This is a genomic window from Pseudonocardia sp. NPDC049154 (assembly GCF_040648315.1).
In the GTDB taxonomy this organism is placed as follows: domain Bacteria; phylum Actinomycetota; class Actinomycetes; order Mycobacteriales; family Pseudonocardiaceae; genus Pseudonocardia.
The window spans coordinates 1-18,529 of the sequence record NZ_JBEZDN010000108.1; the positions used below are offsets into that span (position 1 = coordinate 1).

Below are 18,529 nucleotides of genomic sequence, written 5' to 3' on the forward strand. Positions count from 1 at the left end.
GGTGGCCAGGATCGCGTCCGGCTGCTCGGCGGCCGCCGCCTCCGCAGAACACCCGGATGATGCCGTCGTCGGGCCCCGCGCCGGAGACGTACCGGCCGCCGGTCCGCACCCGGCCGCCGAAGCCGCCCCGCGCCCGTCGCCCCGGGCGACGGGGGCGCCGCATCAAGATCGCCCTCGCGCTGATCCTCATCGCCCTGGTCGGGTGGGGCGTCTATCTCGACCAGAACCTCAACCGGGTCCAGGCGCTGCCCGCGGACAGCACCGCGGAGTCGTCGGGCACGAACTGGCTCATCGTCGGCTCGGACAGCCGCGCCGACCTCTCCGCCGAGGACGAGGAGCGGCTGGGGACGGGCGACGCCGCCGGCCAGCGCACCGACACGATCATGCTGCTGCACTCCGGCAGCTCCGGATCGGTCCTGGTCAGCCTGCCGCGGGACTCCTACGTGCCGATCCCGGGCCACGGCTCGAACAAGCTCAACGCCGCCTACGCGTTCGGCGGGCCGTCGCTGCTGATCAGCTCGGTCGAGGCCGCCACGGGGCTGCACATCGACCACTACGCGGAGATCGGGTTCGGCGGCTTCGTCGACGCCGTCGACGCGGTGGGCGGCGTCGACCTGTGCGTGCCGAAGGCGATCAAGGACCCGAAGGCGGCGCTGGACATCCAGGCCGGGTGCCAGGAGCTCGACGGCCAGACGGCGCTCGGCTACGTCCGTACGCGGGCGACGGCGGGCTCGGACTTCGACCGCGTGCAGCGGCAGCGCGAGTTCCTCTCGGCGCTCATCGCGAGGGCGACGAGCGTGGGCACGCTGGTCAACCCGTTCCGGGTGGTCCCTCTGGCCGACGCGATGACCGGCCTGCTCACGGTCGACGACAACGACCACATCTGGAACGTCGCCCAGCTCGGCCTGGCGATGCGCGGGGTCACCAACGGGGGCATCGCGACGACCGCGCCGGTCGGCAGCACCCCGACGATCGGCGGGCAGTCCGTGGTGCGCTGGGACAAGACCCGGGCGAGCGCGCTGTTCGGCTCGCTGCAGAAGGACCAGACGCCGGCGCAGAGCTCGCTCGGCCCCTGACCGCGTCCCCGCAGGTCACCTGTGGTCGTCAGTGCGTACTGCCCCTCTAGCGGCAGTACGCACTCACGGGTCAGGCGGTGCGGCGCTTGCGGGTCGTGGTCTTCTTCTCGGCGCCGTCCTCGCCCTCGCCCTTGTCGTCGGCCTTCTTGCGACGGGTGCTCGGCTTGCGGGCGGGCTTCTCCTCCGCCGGCTCCTCGGTCTCCTGCGGCTCCGCGCCCGCCTTGGTCGCGGCCTTCTTGCCGGACGAGCCGCGCGCGGCCTCGACGCTCGCCTGCAGCGCCGAGAGCAGGTCGGTCATCGAGTCGCCCTCGTCGTCCCGCTTCTGCTCGACCGGCGCCGGCTTGGCGTCGCCGTGCTCCTTCTTCGACTCGATCAGCTCGACGACGGCGTCGCGGTACTCGTCGTGGAACTCCGTGGGGTCGAAGTCCGCGCCCATGCTCTCGATCAGCGACGCGGCCATCTGCCTCTCCTGCGGCCGCAGCTCGATGTCCTGGTCGAGGATGTCGAAGTCCGGCTCGCGCACCTCGTCCGGCCACAGCATCGTCTGCAGCACGATCGTCTTGTCCCGCACCCGCAGCAGCGCGAGGCTCTCCCGCTGCCGCAGCGCGAACCGCACGATCGCCATCCGGTCGGTCTCGGCCAGCGCCTCGCGCAGGAGCGCGTACGGCTTCGCCGCCTTGGTCTCGGGTTCGAGGTAGTAGCTCTTGTCGAACAGCAGCGGGTCGATCTGGTCCGCCGGCACGAACTCGACCACGTCGATCTCGTGCCCGCTGGCCACCGGCAGCGAGTCCAGGTCGGACTCGTCGAGGGTGATCAGCTCGCCGTCCTCGGTCTCGTAGCCCTTGACGATGTCCGCGTACTCCACGACCTCGCCGCACACCGAGCAGGTCCGCTTGTACCGGATGCGGCCGCCGTCGGCGCCGTGCACCTGGTGGAAGCGGATGTCGTGGTTGGTCGTGGCCGAGTACAGCTTGATCGGCACACTGACCAGCCCGAAGGACACCGCGCCGCTCCACATCGCGCGCATGGCCGCCCGTCCCTTCCACACCGGTTGCCGTCCGTGACGGCCCGTCGGGTGACAGCATGACGGTGTGCAGCCCATGCTCGCCACTCCCGGACCGCTCCCGACGGGGCCGGAATGGGTCTACGAGGTGAAGTGGGACGGCATGCGGCTGCTCGCCGAGGTCACCGACGGTGAGGTCCGCCTGGTCACGCGCGCGGGCCGGGACGTCACGGCCACCTTCCCCGAGCTGACCGGGCTGACCTCGATCGCCCCGGACGTCGTGCTCGACGGCGAGGTCGTCCTGCTCGAGGAGGGGGTGCCGAGCTTCGCCGCGCTCGCCGACCGGGTGCACCGGCCGGTGTCCCGGACCCGCGCCCTGGCCCGGCCCGTCACGTTCATGGTGTTCGACGTGCTGCGGCTCTACGGCGTCCCGCTGCTCGAACGCCCGATGCACGAGCGCCGCGCGACCCTCGAGCGGTTGGACACCGCCTCGGTCCCGGCGCTGCAGCTCTCCCCGCTCTACACGGACGGGCGCGCGCTGTTCGACGCCACCGGGCGGCGGGGGATGGAGGGCATCCTCGCCAAGCGGCGGGAGTCGGAGTACCGGCCGGGCGGTCGCAGCCCCGCCTGGGTGAAGGTGACCCACCGGCACACCCAGACCTGCCTGGTGGGCGGCTGGCGGCCCGAGCGGTCGGGGCAGGGCACGCGGATCGCGGCGCTGCTGCTCGGGGTGCCCGACGGCGGCGACCTCGTCTACGCCGGCCGGGTCCCGGTGGGGCTCGCCGGCGCGGTGGTGCAGCGGGTGCTCGGCGAGCTGGTGACGGACCTGGAGACGGACGCGTCGCCCTTCCGTGGCCGCCCGCCCCGGGCCGAGGCGGCCGGGGCGCACTGGTGCGAACCCGTCGTCACGGTCGAGGTGGCGCACCACGGCTGGACGGCCGAGGGCCGGCTGCGCCAGCCGGTCTTCCGCGGGGTCCGGGCCGACGTCGACCCCGCCGAGGTGCGGCGGGAGGACCGGTGAGGGTCGACACGTCTGGAAACCCGCGGCACGGAGGTGTTGGATGACGCGGACGGCGATGCTCGAGAAGGGGGCACCCACCGTGGACATGCACCAACCGGCGGGCCGGGCACCGGCCGGACACGACGGGCGGCGGAGGGGTCCCGCCGCCGAGCCGACCGGGGGTCGAGCTGCTCGCCGTGCGCGGCCGCTGCCCCTGTAGATCATCTGCCCGACGACGGGCGCGCCGTAGCGCGCCCGTCCCCGCTCCCTACGGTGGTGTCGATGACGACAATGCTCACCTGGCAGGCCGACGGCCGCCCGGGCCTCGAGGGCACGCGCGTGCACTTCGGTCCCGGGCCCGCCGGGTTCCGCGCGCTCGGCCGGATCGTCCGGCCGGACCCGGAGGGTGATTTCACGGCGTCGTACAGCCTGGTCGTCCGCGAGGACGGCACGCTCGGGCGGCTCTCGCTCAGCGCCGCGACGACCGGGTTCGAGAAGCACCTGACCATGAACCGGACCGAGGACGGCTTTTGGCTGCTCGACGACGGGTCGGGCAGCGAGCGCCGGGACTTCGACGGCGCGGTCGACGTGGACCTGGCCTTCAGCCCGCTGTTCACCGCGCTGCCGATCCGGCGGCTCGGGGCGCACCGCGAGGCCGTCGACGTCGAGGTCCCCGTGGTGTTCGTGTCCCTGCCCGATCTCGAGGTGTCGCTGTCGACGCAGCGCTACCGGACAGTGCGGGCGGGGGAGGGGGACTCGCCGGCGGTGGTCGAGTTCTCCCGGGCGGACCTGCAGGTCGAGCTGGAGGTCGACGCCGACGGGTTCGTGCTCTCCGTGCCGGGCCTCGCCGCGCTGGTGTCGAACGAGCGGGCGGAACCGGCCGCGCAGAGCTGACTTCTTCGTCGGTGGGCGGCGCTAGCCTCCGCGACATGCTGGACCACCTGGGTTTGCAGTGCGCCGACGTCGAGGCCGCGGCCACCTTCTACCTGCGCGTCCTCGAGCCCGTCGGCCTGCGCGAGGCCATGCGCTTCACTCGTGACGAGGAGCTGGTCCTCGGGCTGGCGGGGCCGGAGGGCAAGCCCGACCTCTGGCTGGGCCCGCTCGCCGAGGGCGGGGAGAACCGGCCGGTGCACCTCGCGTTGGTCGCGCCCTCCCGCGTGGCGGTCGACGCGGTGCACGCGGCCGCGCTCGAGGCGGGCACCGAGGTCCTGCACGCGCCCCGGACCTGGCCGGAGTACCACCCGGGGTACTACGCCGTGTTCCTGCGGGATCCCGACGGCAACAACGTCGAGGCCGTGCACCACACCTGGTGAGCGCTACTTCCAGCCGCCGACCACGTCGCCGCGCCTGCCGAGCTCGCGCAGCTCGGCGAGCGCGTCCGGGCCGTCGAGCGAGACCTCCAGGGCCAGCGGCTCGCGGGTCGAGGCCCAGCGCTGCCGGGCCAGGTACCCGGACTCGACGGTGGCCTTGAGCCCGCCGGTCGACGCGAGGGCCCCGCGCATCGCGCCCAGCCGGCCGAGGGCCTCGTCGACCGCCGCGAGCAGCGCCGACCGGTTGCCCTCGCACATCGCCAGCGTGAGCTCGGGGCGGGTGCCCGCGACCCGGGTGCCGTCGGCGAAGGAGCTCGCGGAGAGGGCGAGGGCCAGGTCGTCGTCGGGCTCGCCGGCGCCGACCGTGGCCAGCACCGCGGCGAGCAGGTGCGGGAGATGGGAGATCCGGGCGACGGCGAGATCGTGCTCGTCGGAGGCCGCCGGCACCACGCGCGAGCCGCAGGCCCAGGCCAGCTCGGCGACGTCCTTCCACACGTCGAGGTCCGTGCCGTCGTCGGCGATCACCACCCAGGCGGCCCCGCGGAACAGCTCACCGTCAGCGGCGGCCCAGCCAGACTCGGCCGTGCCGGCCATCGGGTGCCCGCCGACGTACCGGGCCTGCGGGGCGAAGGTGGCCACGGCGTCGGCCACGGCGACCTTCACGCTCACCGCGTCGGTCAGACGGACGGTGGGGGCGACCGCGTCGACCCGGGTGAGCACGCCCTCGACCGCGGGCAACGGCACGGCGACCACCACCAGCGCGTCGGCCCCGGCCGCCCGGCGGAGAGCGGCGTCGAGATCGGTGGTCACGTCGAAGCCGTCGGCGCGCGCGGCCTCCGCGGTGCCTTCGGACGCCGCGACGCCCCAGCACTCCCGGCCCGCCGCCGCGGCCGCGCGGAGCAGCGACCCGCCGATCAGCCCGGTCCCCACCACGCACAGCGCTCGCATGGGCGAGCAGGCTAGTCGACCGCCGGTCTCCGATTCGTCCCGCCCGACCCGCACTCAGTCCCGCTCCAGCGCCCCCGCCACCCGCAGGATGCCCCGCTCCTCGAGTCGGACGCCCGTGATCTGCACCCCCGCGGGCAGCTCACCCGCGGCGACGGGCGCCGGGACCGACACCGACGGCCACTTCGTGAGGTTGAACGGGCTGGTCAGCGCGAGCATCGCCGACCGCACCGGCACCCCGCCGACCCGCCGCTCGCCGATCGGCGTCGCGCGCAGCCGGGTCGTCGCGCTGACCAGCACGTCCATGTCCGACACGGCCGCGCGGAACTCCGCGGTGAGCCGCTTCCGGGTCCGCTGCGCCGCCACGTACGCGTACGCGGGCCGGTCCGCGACCAGCTCCAGCCGCTCGGCGGTCTCCGGCTGGTAGTCCTGCCGCCGCGCGGCGAGCCACCCGCGGTGGGTCGCGTAGGCCTCGGCCCCGACGATCTCGGCGTACGACGCGACCAGCTCGTCGACGAACGGGGTCCGGATCTCGACGATCTCCGCGCCCGCCTTCTCCAGCAGCCGCACCGACTCCCGCACCGCCTCGGCCAGCACGGGGTCCGCGGCCTGCCAGTAGTCGTCGACCAGCACGCCGACGTGCGCGCCGCGGATCCCCGGCGGCTGGATGCCGCCGCCGGTGCCGTCCGGGCGGGACAGGACGTCCCAGGCGACGGACGCCGAGTGCGTGTCCGCGGCCAGGATCCCGACGGTGTCCAGGGTCTCGGCCAGCGGGAACACGCCGTCGGTCGAGAGCGTGCCGTACTCCGGCTTGAGCCCGACCACCCCGCACAACGCCGCGGGCGTCCGCACGCTCGCCCCGGTGTCGGTGCCGAGCGCGATCGGCAGGTGCCCGGCCGCGACCGCCGCGGCCGAGCCGGACGACGACCCGCCGGTGATCCGCGTGGGGTCGTGCGGGTTGCGGGCCGGGCCGGTGGCGGAGACGTCGCCGGTCGGGCCGTAGGCGAACTCGTGCGTGGACAGCTTCCCGACGATCACCGCGCCCGCCTCGCGCAGCCGCGCCACGACCGGGCCCTCGGTCGTCGCGGCGGGGGCGTCGGCCAGCACCGCCGAGCCCGCCCGCGTGGGCAGCCCGACGACGTCGAACAGGTCCTTCACCCCGACCGCCACGCCGTGCAGCGGTCCGCGCCACTCGTGCCGGGCGAGCTCCGCGGCGCGTTCCTCGGCAGTGGCCAGCGCGCGCTCGGCGTCGAGGGTGACGACCGCGGCGTGGTCGTCCGCGGCGAGCCGGTCCAGGACGTCCCGGACGTGCTCGACGGGCGAGAGCCCGCCGGAGCGCAGGGCGAGGGAGAGATCGCGCAGGCTGGTCACCCGTCCAGCCTGCCACCCTCTCAGAGCAGGGCCAGCGCGGCGTAGAGGGCGGCGCCCGTCGGGATCACCGACTCGTCGAACCGCACCCGGTTGGAGTGGTTGGGCGGGGTGTCGTGCGGCGAGGCGCCGGGTGGGCAGGCGCCGAGGAAGGCGAGGGCACCGGGCACGCGGGCCAGCACGTAGGCGAAGTCCTCGGCGCCCATGATCGGCGTGGGGAGGGTGCCGACGCGGGCGTCCCCGAGCAGCCGGCGCGCGACGTCGGACAATCGGGTCGTGGCGGCGGGGTCGTTGACGGTCACGGGGTAGCCGGGCTCGATCTCGACCCGCGCGGTGCAGTCGTGGGCGAGCGCGGTGTGCGTGCAGACCCGCTCGATCTCGGCCCGCACCGCCCGCCGCACGCCCTCGGACATCGTCCGCAGGGTGCCCTCGAGCTCCGCGGTCTCCGGGATGACGTTGTCGGTGGTCCCGGCGCTGATCCGGCTCACGGTCAGCACGGTGGGGTCGTGCGTGTCCACCTTCCGGGTGACCATGGTCTGGAGGGCACCCACCATCGCCGCGGCCGCCGGCACGGGGTCGACGGCGTGGTGCGGGGCCGAGGCGTGGCCGCCGCGTCCCGTGACCGTGACCCGGAGGACGTCGGCGGCCGCCATGATCGGGCCCGGCCGGCTGTACACCTCGCCGCTCGGCATGGTGGCGCTGACGTGCAGCGCGTAGGCGGCGTCCGGCCGGCCCCCGGGCCCCCGGCGCTCCAGCAGCCCCTCCTCGATCATGTGCCGGGCCCCGTGGAAGCCCTCCTCGCCCGGCTGGAACACCAGGACGACGCGGCCGGCGAGCTGGTCGCGCCGCTCGCACAGCAGCCGCGCCGCCGCGGCCAGCATCGCGACGTGCAGGTCGTGGCCGCAGGCGTGCATCACGCCGTCGACCTCGGACCGGAACGGCACGGCCGCGTCCTCGCGCAGCGGCAGCGCGTCCATGTCCGCGCGGAGCAGCACGGTGCGCCCGGGCCGGGCGCCCTCCAGCACCCCGACGACCGAGCTCAGCCCGTTCCCGAGGTGCAGGCGCAGCGGGAGGTCGGCGAGGTCGGCGAGCAGGGCGTCGCGCGTGTGCGGCAGGTCGAGGCCCACCTCGGGCCGGCGGTGCAGGGCGCGGCGCAGCGCCACCGCGCGCGGCTGCAGGGACCGGGCGGCGCCCAGGAGGGTGGCGGGGGCGGTCGCGAGGTCGGGCACGGACCCGATCCTGGCACCGCGGACACCTCCACCCGAATTGTGGTTTGTGACACAGGCGAAACCCGCCTACCGTGAGCGCCATGCCGGTGCAGACGGTGGAGGCGCCCACGGAGGCGCGGGGTTCCTCGCTGCCCGGGTTCGCGGTCGCCGCGATCCGGGAGGAGGGGCGTTGGCGATGCGTGCGTCTGGATCCCGACGCCCTGGTCGACCTCGACGCCGCGATCACCGAGCTGCGCGGGCTGCGGTCCACCGGCGCCGTCGTCGGGTTGCTCGACGTCGACGACGAGTTCTTCGTCCTCCTCCGCCCGGTGCCCAACGGCGTGTCCCTGATGGTGTCCGACGCGGTGGCGGCGCTGGACTACGACGTCGCGGCCGACGTGCTCGACCTGCTGCGGGTGGAGCTCCCGCCGGACGAGGACGCGCTCGACGACGACCCGTGGCCCGAGGGCGACCTCGCCATCCTCGCCGACCTCGGGCTGCCGGCCGAGGAGCTGGGTGTGCTCGCCGGCGAGATCGAGCTGTACCCGGACGAGCAGCTGGCCGCGATCGGCCGCCGCTGCGGGTTCGGCGAGGAGCTGGCCAAGCTCATCGGCGGCTGAGCGGAGCTCGCGGAGCGAACATCGGCGGCTGAGCGGAGCTCGCGGAGCGAACATCGGCGGCTGAGCGGAGCCTGCGGAGCGAACATCGGCGCCGACCGGGCACGATGGCCGGGTGCTGCCCACCCCGGCCGACGACGTGCTGCTCGGCCGCGCCCTCGAGGTCGCGGCCGGTGCGCCGCGGACCGGCGACGTGCCGATCGGTGCCGTGGTCGTCGACGCCGCGGGGCGCGAGCTGGCGGTCGCCGCGAACGCCCGCGAGGCCCTGGGTGACCCCACCGCCCACGCCGAGATCCTCGCGCTGCGCGAGGCCGCCCGGGTCCGGGGGGAGTGGCGGCTCGAGGGCTGCACGCTCGCCGTGACCGTCGAGCCCTGCACGATGTGCGCCGGTGCGCTCGGCCTCGCCCGGGTGGAGCGGGTCGTGTTCGGGGCGTGGGAGCCGAAGACCGGCGCCGCCGGGTCGCTGTGGGACGTCCTGCGCGACCGGCGGCTCACGCACCGTCCCGAGGTGGTGGGCGGGGTCCGGGCCGCCGAGGCCGCGGCGCTCCTGGAGGCGTTCTTCGCGGGGCACCGGGGGGTGTGCGAGCCCGAGGAGAAGGGCTTGTAACCTTGTCGGCGGTAGCGTGTCCGAGCGGCCGAAGGAGCGCGCCTCGAAAGCGCGTGAGGTTCACGCCTCCGTGGGTTCAAATCCCACCGCTACCGCCAGACCCGCCGGGCGGGCCCGCAAGGGCCGCCCGGCGTTCGTCGTTCCGGGCCGTTGACGTGGGCCGACGCACTCAGCACCATCGACCGATGCGTCTGCTGGACCGAGCCGCCGTCCGGGCCCTCCTCGACCCGGACGCGCTCCTCGAGGCGGTCGCGACGGCCCTCGTCGACCTGAGCACCGGGCGGGCGTCCGTCCCACCCCGGATCGCGGCGCAGGTCGGCGAGCTCGGCCTCCTCGCCGCCATGCCGGCGTACAGCGAGACGCTCGGCGTCGTCGCCGCGAAACTGTTGACCCTCTACCCGGGGAACGAGTCGCTGGGACTGCCGACGCACCAGGCCCTCGTCGCGGTGTTCTCGGCCGAGGACGGCACCCTGCGCGCGCTGATGGACGGCGACGTCATCACCGCCGACCGCACCGCGGCGGCGTCGGCACTGTCCGTGCAGGCCCTGGCCCGGGCCGACGCCCGGGTCCTGGCCGTGCTCGGCACCGGTCCGCAGGCGCAGGCCCACGCCCGCTACGTCGCGCGGATGCGCCCGTTCGAGGAGATCCGCATCGGCGGACGCGACCCGCACAAGGTCGCCGCGTTCGTCGACTCCCTCGCGGCGGAGGGCGTCACCGCGCGGGTCTGCACGATCGAGGAGGCGTTGCACGACGCGGACGTGGTCTGCGCGGCGACCAGCACCCTCCGCCCGCTCGTCGGGCCGGACGGGCTGCCGGACGGGGTGCACGTGGTCTCCGTCGGCTACCGCCCGGAGGGGCGGGAGGTGGACGCGGCCCTGCTGACCCGGGCGCAGATCGTGGTCGAGCACCGCGCGACCACCCTCGCGCGGTATCCCGTCGGCTCGAACGACCTCGCCGAGCTGCTCGAGCGGGGGAGGATCCACCCCGACGTCGTCGTCGAGCTCGGGGAGGTGCTCGGCGGCCTGCGCCCCGGCCGGGCCTGGGACGAGCAGCCCACCGTCTACAAGTCGGTGGGGGTGGCGGTGCTCGACGTGGCGGCCGCGGCGGTGGTCCTCGACGCGGCGGAACGGACCGGGGCGGGCCTGGAGGCCGCGCTGTAGGCCCCGAGAACGACGAACGCCGGGCATCGACCCGGCGCTCGTGGTCGCGTGGCGGAGGATAGGGGATTCGAACCCCTGAGGGATTGCTCCCAACACGCTTTCCAAGCGTGCGCCCTAGGCCACTAGGCGAATCCTCCGGCGGGAACGATACGCGACGCGATTTCGACCCCCGCCCCGGGACCCCGCACGACGGATGTGGCTACACTCGGCACCGGACCCCGCGCGGCGTCCATCCTGTGAACTCCCCCAGGGCCGGAAGGCAGCAAGGGTCAGCGGGCTCTGGCGGGTGCGCGGGGTCCCCTTCGTCCTCTCCCCCTCCGGAAGTTGTCGGGGGTGGTCGGTAGCCTCGCTCGCGTGGCGCTGGCTCTCTACCGGAAGTACCGCCCGGCGAAGTTCGCCGAGGTGGTGGGGCAGGAGCACGTCACCGAACCGCTGGGCACGGCGCTCGCCGCCGGCCGGATCAACCACGCCTACCTGTTCTCGGGCCCGCGCGGCTGCGGGAAGACGTCGTCGGCGCGGATCCTGGCCCGCTCGCTCAACTGCGTGGAGGGGCCCACGCCGGACCCGTGTGGCGTGTGCTCCTCGTGCGTCGCGCTCGCGCCCGAGGGGCCGGGGAACATCGACGTCGTCGAGCTCGACGCCGCGTCCCACGGCGGCGTGGACGACGCGCGCGAGCTCCGCGACCGCGCCTTCTACGCGCCGGCCGAGTCGCGGTACCGGGTGTTCATCGTCGACGAGGCGCACATGGTCACCACGCAGGGCTTCAACGCCCTGCTGAAGATCGTCGAGGAGCCGCCGGAGCACCTCGTCTTCGTCTTCGCGACCACCGAGCCGGACAAGGTGCTGCCCACCATCCGGTCGCGCACGCACCACTACCCGTTCCGGCTGATCCCGCCCGGCACGCTGCGCTCGCTGCTCGAGCGGATCTGTGCCGACGAGGGCGTGCGCGTCGAGCCGGCGGTCTACCCGCTGGTCATCCGCGCCGGCGGCGGTTCGGCGCGCGACACGCTCTCGGTGCTCGACCAGCTGCTCGCGGGCGCCGGTCCCGAGGGCGTCACGTACGAGCGCGCGGTGGCGCTGCTCGGCGTCACGGACGTCGCCCTGATCGACGACGTGGTCGACGCCCTCGGCGCGGCGGACGGCGGCGCCGTCTTCCAGGCCGTGGACCGGCTCGTCGAGGCCGGCCACGACCCCCGCCGCTTCGCCTCGGACCTGCTGCAGCGGCTCCGCGACCTGATGCTGCTGCAGGCCGTGCCGGAGGCCGCCGAGCAGGGTCTGGTCGAGGCGGCGGACGACGAACTGTCCCGCATGATCGAGCAGGCCGCCCGGCTGGGCCCGGCCACCCTCACCCGGTACGGCGAGATCGTGCACGCGGGGCTCACCGAGATGCGCGGGGCCACCGCGCCGCGCCTGCTGCTCGAGCTGCTGTGCGCGCGGATGCTGCTGCCCGCGGCCACGACGTCCGACGCAGGGCTGCTCGAGCGCCTCGAGCGGGTCGAGCGGCGGCAGGCCATCGCGCCCGAGCCGGGTGCGGCGGCGGTGGCGGGTGGTTCGGCGCCGGCTGTCCCGGCTCCTGCCGGCGGTTCGGCTCCCGCCTCGGCCGGCGGTTCGGCGCCGGTGGCGTCGGGTGGGGATGCCGCGCCACGGTTCGTGCGGCCGTCGCAGCGGTCGAGGGGGGCTGCCCCGGCGGCGCGGCCTGCACAGGAGAGTGCGGCGGACGGGGCCCGTCCCCCGCAGGCGGCGGACGGTGATTCGGCGCAGGTCGCGGCTGGTCGCGACGACGCTCCTGCACGGGTGGAGGGCCGCACCCCGGCAGCCGCCCGGGACAGCAGCTCGCCGCAGCAGGCGGAGGGTGCGCGCGGTGGCGAGGCCGCCGCTCCCGTCGTGGCACCTGGCCGCGCAGATGCGCCCGCCCGCGCCGAGGAAGCCGAAGTGTCGATGCGCGCCGAGGGCTCGGGCTCCGCGGCGCCCTTTCGGGGGGACGCCCCGGGCCGCACGGCCGAGCCGGACCGCGCGGGCGCCGCCGCACCCGCTCCTGCCGCCCGCGAGGCGTCGGGCGAGGCGGCCGGACCTGGGTCCGCCGGTCGCGAGGTGTCGGGAGAGTCCGCCGTGGGCGGCGCGGGTAGCGAGGCGTCGGGCGAGGCGGCCGAGCCCGCCGGTCGCGAGGCCTCGAGCGAGGCCGCCGGGCGGGGATCTGCGGTGCGCGAGGCGTCGGGCGAGGCCGCCGGACGTGGTGAGGCGGCGAGCCCGGAGGGGGCCGGAGACGACGCTCCCGGCCGTGACGCGGCGGCCGGACACGAGGCGCCCGGACACGAGGCGCCCGGACACGAGGCGCCCGGACACGAGGGTCCTGGCCGTGACACTGCTGCCGGCGACGCACTGGGCGGCGACTCTGTCGCTCGCGAGTCTGCTGGTCGTGATGCTGCTGGTCGCGACTCTGCCGGGCCCGAGGCGGTCGACCGCGAGGCTGCTGGTCGCGGCTCTGCCGGTCGCGAGGCTGTTGGTCGCGAGAGTGCAGGTCGCGTGGGCTCCGGAGTCGGAGGCGCCGGGAGTGCGGAGCCGACAGGAGCCGAGAGTGCCGCAGGCGAGGCACCCAGCCGCGAGACGGCCGGGCGTGAGGCTTCCGGCCGCGGGGCTCCGCTCGACCGTGACGCTGCCGTCCGGGAGACCGATGGACCGGGCGACGAGCCGGGGCGGCCCGAGGTACCGAGCCGGCCCGAGGCCCCCGCGCGCTCCGAGGCGCCGCAGCAGCCGATGGCCCCGAGCCGTCCGTCGCCCGCGGCGCAGCCCGCTGCTGAACCTGCCGCTCCCGCTGCGGCCGAGGCGCCTGTCGCACACGGTCTCGACGCGAGTGCCGTCCGGCGCGTGTGGTCGGAGATCCTGGCCGCGGCGCGTCAACGCAGCCGCAGCACGGAGGCGCTGCTGGTCAACGCGACCGTCCGCGCGGTGCAGGACGACACGCTGGTCCTGAGCATCGCCTCGCCGCCGCTGGCCCGCCGCCTCTCGGACCAGCGGAACACGGACGTGATCGTCGAGGCGCTCCGCGCGGTGCTGGGCGTGCAGTGGCGCGTCCGCTGTGAGACGGGCGACGGGGGCGCTCCCGCGCAGCCGCCGCCCCGGCAGGCATCGCAGCGGGCTGCCCCGCAGCGCCCGTCGCGCCGCGAGGCCCCGGAGCCCGAGCGGCCGAACCGCCCGGAGCCGGCGCGACAGGAGCGCCCGGAGCCGCGGCGTTCGGCACCGGCGCAGCGCCCCCGCGGTGGGAGCGGTTCGGACGACGGCATCCCGCTCCCGCCCGAGCCGCCGTCCGACGAACCTCCGCCGCCGGACGACGAGGAGGCCATGTTCGCCGAGGCCGACGCGTCCCGCGCCGAGCGCAGCGTGCGCCGCGACCCGGAGGAGGTCGCCATCGAGCTGCTCTCCTCCCAGCTCGGCGCCCGCGCCTTCGACCAGCGCTGACGCTCCGACGACCACTCGCGCACTGGCGGCCCGACCGCACCCGGACCGCGGCCTACCATGATCACTGCGAGCGTCACGAGGACACTCGACGCGGAGCAGCAGCGTGCCGCTCGGATCGATCACCGACCTGATGATCAATCCGAGTGTTACCTCAGCACGGTCCGAGCAACCGCAGTGTCGCCCTGGGATCGATCATGGTGGCCGCCCCGGGCCGACCTTCCCGTGCCTGCGCTGCGTTGGCCGCGGAAGGCCCTGCCGGGCACGGGGTCGACTGCTCGTCCCGGGCGCCCGTGTCGACGACGGGAGCAGCAAGATCACTGCGAGCGTTACGCGATCGCGCGGCGAGCAGCAACGGCGTGTCGCTCGGATCGATCACCGGCCTCGTGATCGCTGCGAGCGTCACCTCAGCGCCCTCCGAACGACCGCGAGGTCACCCTCGGATTGATCACTGCCCTCAGTCCTCGCGCGGATCCGCGAGCGTTGCGGACCGCAACTGATCACCCTGCCCCGTGACAGGCTGCCGGCGCTGTCGGCGGTGGTCATCCGCCGCTCGCACGGTGCCGAGCAGCTCCGTCGCGCGGCCCCCGGCCCGCAGTCCGACGGCGTCACCCGGGTCAGACGCAGGACGGGGTGACATCTGGAAGACCCTGGCCCGTAGAGGGCGCGGCCCGCTGGAGCGCGACGGTGAGCATGCCGCCGGAGCACTCCGAGCCAGATCAGATCGACGGCACCACCACATCAGGACGGTGATCGACACACCCGCCCGGAGGTGAATGCGAAGTGGCAGGGTGTGCGAGCGGCTGTCCGTCTTCATGATCGTGAGTTGAGGAGCGAGATCCGCGCTCACCGCGGGGAGTGCTCCACAACTGGCGATCATGGGTGAATGGCAAGCACGTTGCGGTGCCTCGGCCGGTTGACTGCGGCTGCTGCACCACAGCTCCCGCCCCACCCGACCCGCGCAGACGCAGATCGCGACTCGCGGGGGTGCAGAACGCGACTCGCGGGGATGCTGGGGGCGACTCGCGGGGGTGGAGAGCGCGACTCGCGGTACCGGAAGTCCCGACTCGCGGTGCGGGAAGTCCCGACTCGCGGGCGCTAGATGCGACTCGCGGGGGTGTTGGGCGCGACTCGCGGGGGTGAACGCGCGACTCGCGGGGGTGCAGAGCGCGACTCGCGGTGCTGGAAGTCCCGACTCGCGGGTTCAGAGGTCGGCCAGCAGGTCCACGCCCCGGGAGAAGGCAGTGATCTTGTTCTCCCGCTTGTCGGGCCCGTGTCCCTCGTCGAGGAACACCAGCAGCTCAGCACCGGTGGCCTCGGCGACCTGCCGTGCCTCGGAGACCGGGACCCGCGGGTCGTTCTCCCCGTGCACCACGAGCAGCGGCGCGCGGATCTCGCCGACCCGCGTCAGCGGCGACGCGGCGGCGAGGAACACAGGGTCGTCGCCGTACTCGCGCTCCCGGAACGCCCGCCGGTGCGGGGCGGTGTTCTCCAGGAACGTGACCAGGCTGGACATGCCCGCGATGTCGACCCCCGCCGCCCATCGCTCCGGCTGGAAGGCCAGCCCGAGCAGCACGAGGTAGCCGCCGTACGACCGCCCCCACAGCGCGGCGCGCGACGGGTCGCAGCCGAGCCCCGGCAGGGCGTCGTGCAGGGCCGCGAGGTCGAGCAGGACGTCGAGGCGCCGCTCCCGGTCGTCGGCGGAGTACCAGCGCTTCCCGAACCCGGTGGAGCCGCGGACGTTCGGCACCAGCACCGTGTGCCCGGCCGCGACGAGCAGCTGCACCACCGGGTCGAAGCCGCGCACCGCCTGGCTCTCCGGCCCGCCGTGCAGCACGACGACCGCCGACCCGCCCGGGGACGCGGGCCGGTACACCGCGCACGGCACCTGCTCGCCGTCCGACGCCGGCACCCGCACGTCCACGGGGTGCACGAACGGCGGCCCCTCCCACGCCGCGACGGTGCGGGTCAGCGGGGTGGCCCGCCCGGTGGCGAGGTCGAGCAGCACCACGTCGCCGGGTGTGTCCGGCGCGGTGAACGAGAGCGCCGCGTACCGCCCCGACGGCGAGAAGACCGGCGGGGTCCGCGTGACGACCCCGTCGACCGGCAGCGCGACGGTGGTCCGCGGCTCCCCGGTCGCCGCGTCGTGCAGCCGGAGCGTGTCGACGCCCTCGGCCGACCGCACCACCAGGAGCGTCCCGCCGTCCGGGGTGAGCAGGCCGAGGAGGTCGGCGTCGTCGTCCGCGGCGAGCCAGGACCCGCCGAGCAGCGCGACGCCGATGCGCTCCCGGCCCGCGTCCGTGCTCACGACGACCTCGTCCCCGGCGAACTGCGGCCGCACGAACCGTGCGCCCTCGGCGAGCACGTGCACGCGCCCGCCCTCGGTCTCCGGCATGGTGTCGACGGCCAGCAGCCGGTCGGTCATCGCCGCCTCGCCCGGGACCGTGACGAGGAGCCGGCGCCCCTCCGCGTCGGCCGCGACCTCGCCGATCGGCGTGCCGCCGGCCAGCACGGTCTCCTCGGCCCCGGCGTCGACCCCGTGGATCACGAGATCGAACGCGACGCCGTCGGTCCGGTTGGTCATGTAGACGACGCGCCCCGGCAGCACTGTGAGCAGCATGTTCACGTGGTCCGGGTCGTCGACCAGCGGGGTGAGCTCGCCGGACGCGAGGTCGAGCAGGCTGAGCTGGGTGCGCTCGTCGCCACCCCGGTCGTGCTCGACGACGACCCGGCGCTCGCCCGGCAGGTACCTGCCCCGGCAGGGGCCGTCGAAGGCGGAGAGCGGGGTGGCGGTGCCGTCCGGGACGAGTTCGACGAGCTGGACGGAGCCGGAGGCGTCGCCGCCGGCGAGGACGCGGCCGGAGTCGTCGACGTCGAAGGCCCGCCAGGTGGGGAGCGCGAGGAGCTGTTCGGCGTGCACCGCGGGCACCTTACGAAAGGATCAGGCCGGCAGCCCGGCGAGGAACGTCGTGATCCCCGCGGCGACGGCGGCGGCGTAGCGCTCCCGCCCCTCGGCCGACGAGACCACGGCGGCCTCCTCGGCGTTGCGCATGTTCGCGCACTCCACCAGGGCCGCGGGCACCGTCGCGAAGTTGAGCCCGCCGAGGTCGGCGCGCGGGGAGAGACCGTCCCGGCCGATGTAGTCGCTGGTCGGGAAGCCGCCGGCGCGCAGCGCGTCGCGCAGCTCGCGGGCGAGGTCGACGGCCGGGCCGGACTGCGCGTCGTTCAGCGGCGGCGAGGAGTACGCGACGTGGAAGCCCCGCCCGGAGGCGGCGGCGCCGTCCGCGTGCAGCGAGACGAGCAGGTCGGCGCCGGCCTCCTGACCGGCCTTGCCGCGCTCGTCGACGCAGGGGCCCACACCGTCGTCGGAGTTCCGGGTGAGCACGACGGCGACACCGGCGGCCTCGAGGTGGGCCCGGACCCGCCCGGCCAGGTCCCAGGTGAAGGCGTGCTCGGGGTAGCCGGAGTCGGTCGAGGTGCCGGTGGTGTTGCAGGCCTTGGTGCCGCCGCGGCCGTCCGGGACCTGGCGGGTGACCGCCGCGCGGGCGGACCCGTTGCCGCCGTTGTGGCCGGGGTCGAGGACGACGGTGCGGGTGGGGGCCGCCGGCGCGGGCGACGCGGCGACGCTGCTGGTCGGGACGGCCACGGAGGGCGCGGGCGCCGCGGGTCCGGCGGCCGTGCAGGCGACCAGCAGGAGCAGGGCCGGCGTCAGGACGAGGGCGCGACGCGGGGCGGACACGGCGGACAGCGTGTCACGGCTACCCTGGGTCGCGAGACCGCACACGCGGGCGAGACCTCGAGGAGTGTTCTGGTGCAACCGGGTGGTCAGCCGGACATGTCGATGATCCTGCAGCAGGCGCAGAAGATGCAGGAACAGCTCATGACGGCGCAGCAGGAGCTCGCCGAGGCCGAGGTGACCGGCCAGGCGGGCAACGGGCTCGTGCGTGTCACCCAGACGGCGGCAGGCGAGATCCGCCGCGTCGAGATCGATCCGAAGATCGTGGATCCCGAGGACGTCGAGACCTTGCAGGACCTGCTGGTCGGCGCCATCCAGGACGCCTCCCGCGCCGCGCAGGAGCTGCAGGCGGAGAAGATGGGCCCGCTCACCGGCGGCCTGGGCGACCTCGGCGGATTCGGCCTCCCCGGCGTCTGACGTGTTCGAGGGACCGGTCCAGGACCTGATCGACGAGCTGGGCCGGCTGCCCGGCGTCGGTCCGAAGAGCGCGCAGCGCATCGCGTTCCACCTGCTCGCCGCTGACGCCGCGGACGTCACCCGGCTGCAGGAGGTCCTGCAGAAGGTCAAGCAGGGCGTGCAGTTCTGCGAGGTGTGCGGCAACGTCTCGGAGAAGGAGCGCTGCCGCTACTGCTCCGACGCGCGCCGCGACCCCACGGTCGTCTGCGTGGTCGAGGAGCCCAAGGACGTCCTCGCGGTGGAGCGCACCCGCGAGTTCAAGGGCCGCTACCACGTGCTCGGTGGCGCGCTCGACCCGTTGGGCGGGATCGGGCCGGAGTCGCTGCGGATCCGCGAGCTGCTCGCGCGGCTCGGCGGGACCGGTCCGGCGACGGACGAGGGCGACATCGGCGAGGTCATCATCGCCACCGACCCGAACACGGAGGGCGAGGCGACCGCGACCTACCTGGTCCGGCTGCTCAAGGACTTCCCCGGGCTCAGTGTCACCCGGCTGGCCTCGGGCCTGCCGATGGGCGGCGACCTGGAGTTCGCGGACGAGATGACCCTCGGCCGCGCCCTCGCAGGCCGCCGTGCGCTCTCCTGACGCCCTC

Annotated in this window: 15 protein-coding genes, 2 tRNA genes, 1 other RNA gene and 1 pseudogene; 12 read left to right on the top strand and 7 right to left on the bottom strand. The window is 75.0% G+C overall.

Going from position 1 to position 18,529, the window contains the following annotated elements:
- The coding region (locus AB0B41_RS33445) for an LCP family protein (protein WP_358210510.1) at positions 1-1,076 on the top strand (1,076 nt) is incomplete at its 5' end.
- Between the two features lie 70 nt (positions 1,077-1,146).
- On the opposite strand, the gene AB0B41_RS33450 is transcribed toward AB0B41_RS33445, so the two are convergent.
- Positions 1,147-2,103, bottom strand: a complete 957-nt coding sequence (locus tag AB0B41_RS33450; RefSeq protein ID WP_358210512.1) for a Ku protein — start codon at positions 2,101-2,103, stop codon at positions 1,147-1,149.
- A 73-nt stretch (positions 2,104-2,176) separates the two neighbouring features.
- Between AB0B41_RS33450 and ligD the strand changes: the two genes are divergently transcribed.
- From ligD to AB0B41_RS33465, 3 genes are all read left to right on the top strand, one after another.
- Positions 2,177-3,100, top strand: coding sequence for a non-homologous end-joining DNA ligase (gene ligD / locus AB0B41_RS33455; protein WP_358210549.1), 924 nt, complete (start codon positions 2,177-2,179; stop codon positions 3,098-3,100).
- 261 nt (positions 3,101-3,361) lie between these two features.
- Positions 3,362-3,973, top strand: a complete 612-nt coding sequence (locus AB0B41_RS33460) for a putative glycolipid-binding domain-containing protein (protein WP_358210514.1) — start codon at positions 3,362-3,364, stop codon at positions 3,971-3,973.
- Between the two features lie 35 nt (positions 3,974-4,008).
- Entirely contained in the window at positions 4,009-4,392 is a 384-nt protein-coding gene (locus AB0B41_RS33465) for a VOC family protein (RefSeq protein ID WP_358210516.1), read from the top strand.
- A gap of 3 nt (positions 4,393-4,395) precedes the next feature.
- On the opposite strand, the gene AB0B41_RS33470 is transcribed toward AB0B41_RS33465, so the two are convergent.
- From AB0B41_RS33470 to AB0B41_RS33480, 3 genes are read right to left on the bottom strand one after another with little or no spacing between them, the layout of a single operon-like run.
- Positions 4,396-5,337 (bottom strand): prephenate dehydrogenase, encoded by a 942-nt coding sequence (locus tag AB0B41_RS33470; protein ID WP_358210518.1) that lies wholly within the window; start codon positions 5,335-5,337, stop codon positions 4,396-4,398.
- A 54-nt stretch (positions 5,338-5,391) separates the two neighbouring features.
- Positions 5,392-6,705 carry an amidase gene (locus AB0B41_RS33475; RefSeq protein ID WP_358210520.1) on the bottom strand — a complete coding sequence of 438 codons (1,314 nt, stop codon included), beginning with the start codon at positions 6,703-6,705 and terminating at the stop codon, positions 5,392-5,394.
- Between the two features lie 20 nt (positions 6,706-6,725).
- Positions 6,726-7,931, bottom strand: coding sequence for a M20 family metallopeptidase (locus AB0B41_RS33480; protein ID WP_358210522.1), 1,206 nt, complete (start codon positions 7,929-7,931; stop codon positions 6,726-6,728).
- Between the two features lie 80 nt (positions 7,932-8,011).
- Here AB0B41_RS33480 and AB0B41_RS33485 point away from each other — a divergent pair, with 80 nt between their 5' ends.
- From AB0B41_RS33485 to AB0B41_RS33500, 4 genes are all read left to right on the top strand, one after another.
- Positions 8,012-8,530 (top strand): tRNA adenosine deaminase-associated protein, encoded by a 519-nt coding sequence (locus AB0B41_RS33485; RefSeq protein WP_358210524.1) that lies wholly within the window; start codon positions 8,012-8,014, stop codon positions 8,528-8,530.
- A 115-nt stretch (positions 8,531-8,645) separates the two neighbouring features.
- Positions 8,646-9,134 (top strand): nucleoside deaminase, encoded by a 489-nt coding sequence (locus tag AB0B41_RS33490; protein WP_358210551.1) that lies wholly within the window; start codon positions 8,646-8,648, stop codon positions 9,132-9,134.
- 10 nt (positions 9,135-9,144) lie between these two features.
- Positions 9,145-9,232, top strand: a tRNA-Ser gene (locus AB0B41_RS33495).
- Between the two features lie 87 nt (positions 9,233-9,319).
- Entirely contained in the window at positions 9,320-10,294 is a 975-nt protein-coding gene (locus AB0B41_RS33500; protein ID WP_358210526.1) for an ornithine cyclodeaminase family protein, read from the top strand.
- Between the two features lie 49 nt (positions 10,295-10,343).
- On the opposite strand, the gene AB0B41_RS33505 is transcribed toward AB0B41_RS33500, so the two are convergent.
- Positions 10,344-10,431 (bottom strand) — tRNA-Ser (locus tag AB0B41_RS33505).
- Between the two features lie 72 nt (positions 10,432-10,503).
- Between AB0B41_RS33505 and ffs the strand changes: the two genes are divergently transcribed.
- Together ffs and AB0B41_RS33515 are read left to right on the top strand one after the other, a co-directional pair.
- Positions 10,504-10,600, top strand: an RNA gene (gene ffs / locus AB0B41_RS33510) — signal recognition particle sRNA small type.
- A 48-nt stretch (positions 10,601-10,648) separates the two neighbouring features.
- Positions 10,649-12,349, top strand: a pseudogene (locus tag AB0B41_RS33515) (DNA polymerase III subunit gamma and tau); the annotation flags it as partial.
- Between the two features lie 2,602 nt (positions 12,350-14,951).
- Here AB0B41_RS33515 and AB0B41_RS33520 read toward each other — a convergent pair.
- Positions 14,952-16,667: a prolyl oligopeptidase family serine peptidase gene (locus AB0B41_RS33520; RefSeq protein WP_358210528.1), complete on the bottom strand. Its 1,716-nt coding sequence runs from the start codon at positions 16,665-16,667 to the stop codon at positions 14,952-14,954.
- A 21-nt stretch (positions 16,668-16,688) separates the two neighbouring features.
- Positions 16,689-17,486: an N-acetylmuramoyl-L-alanine amidase gene (locus tag AB0B41_RS33525; RefSeq protein ID WP_358210530.1), complete on the bottom strand. Its 798-nt coding sequence runs from the start codon at positions 17,484-17,486 to the stop codon at positions 16,689-16,691.
- 72 nt (positions 17,487-17,558) lie between these two features.
- Between AB0B41_RS33525 and AB0B41_RS33530 the strand changes: the two genes are divergently transcribed.
- Both AB0B41_RS33530 and recR read left to right on the top strand, forming a co-directional pair.
- Positions 17,559-17,900: a YbaB/EbfC family nucleoid-associated protein gene (locus tag AB0B41_RS33530; RefSeq protein WP_081924365.1), complete on the top strand. Its 342-nt coding sequence runs from the start codon at positions 17,559-17,561 to the stop codon at positions 17,898-17,900.
- 1 nt (position 17,901) lies between these two features.
- On the top strand, positions 17,902-18,522 hold the full coding sequence (gene recR, locus AB0B41_RS33535; protein WP_232868081.1) for a recombination mediator RecR: 621 nt from the start codon (positions 17,902-17,904) through the stop codon (positions 18,520-18,522).
- Positions 18,523-18,529: the final 7 nt, after the last annotated feature.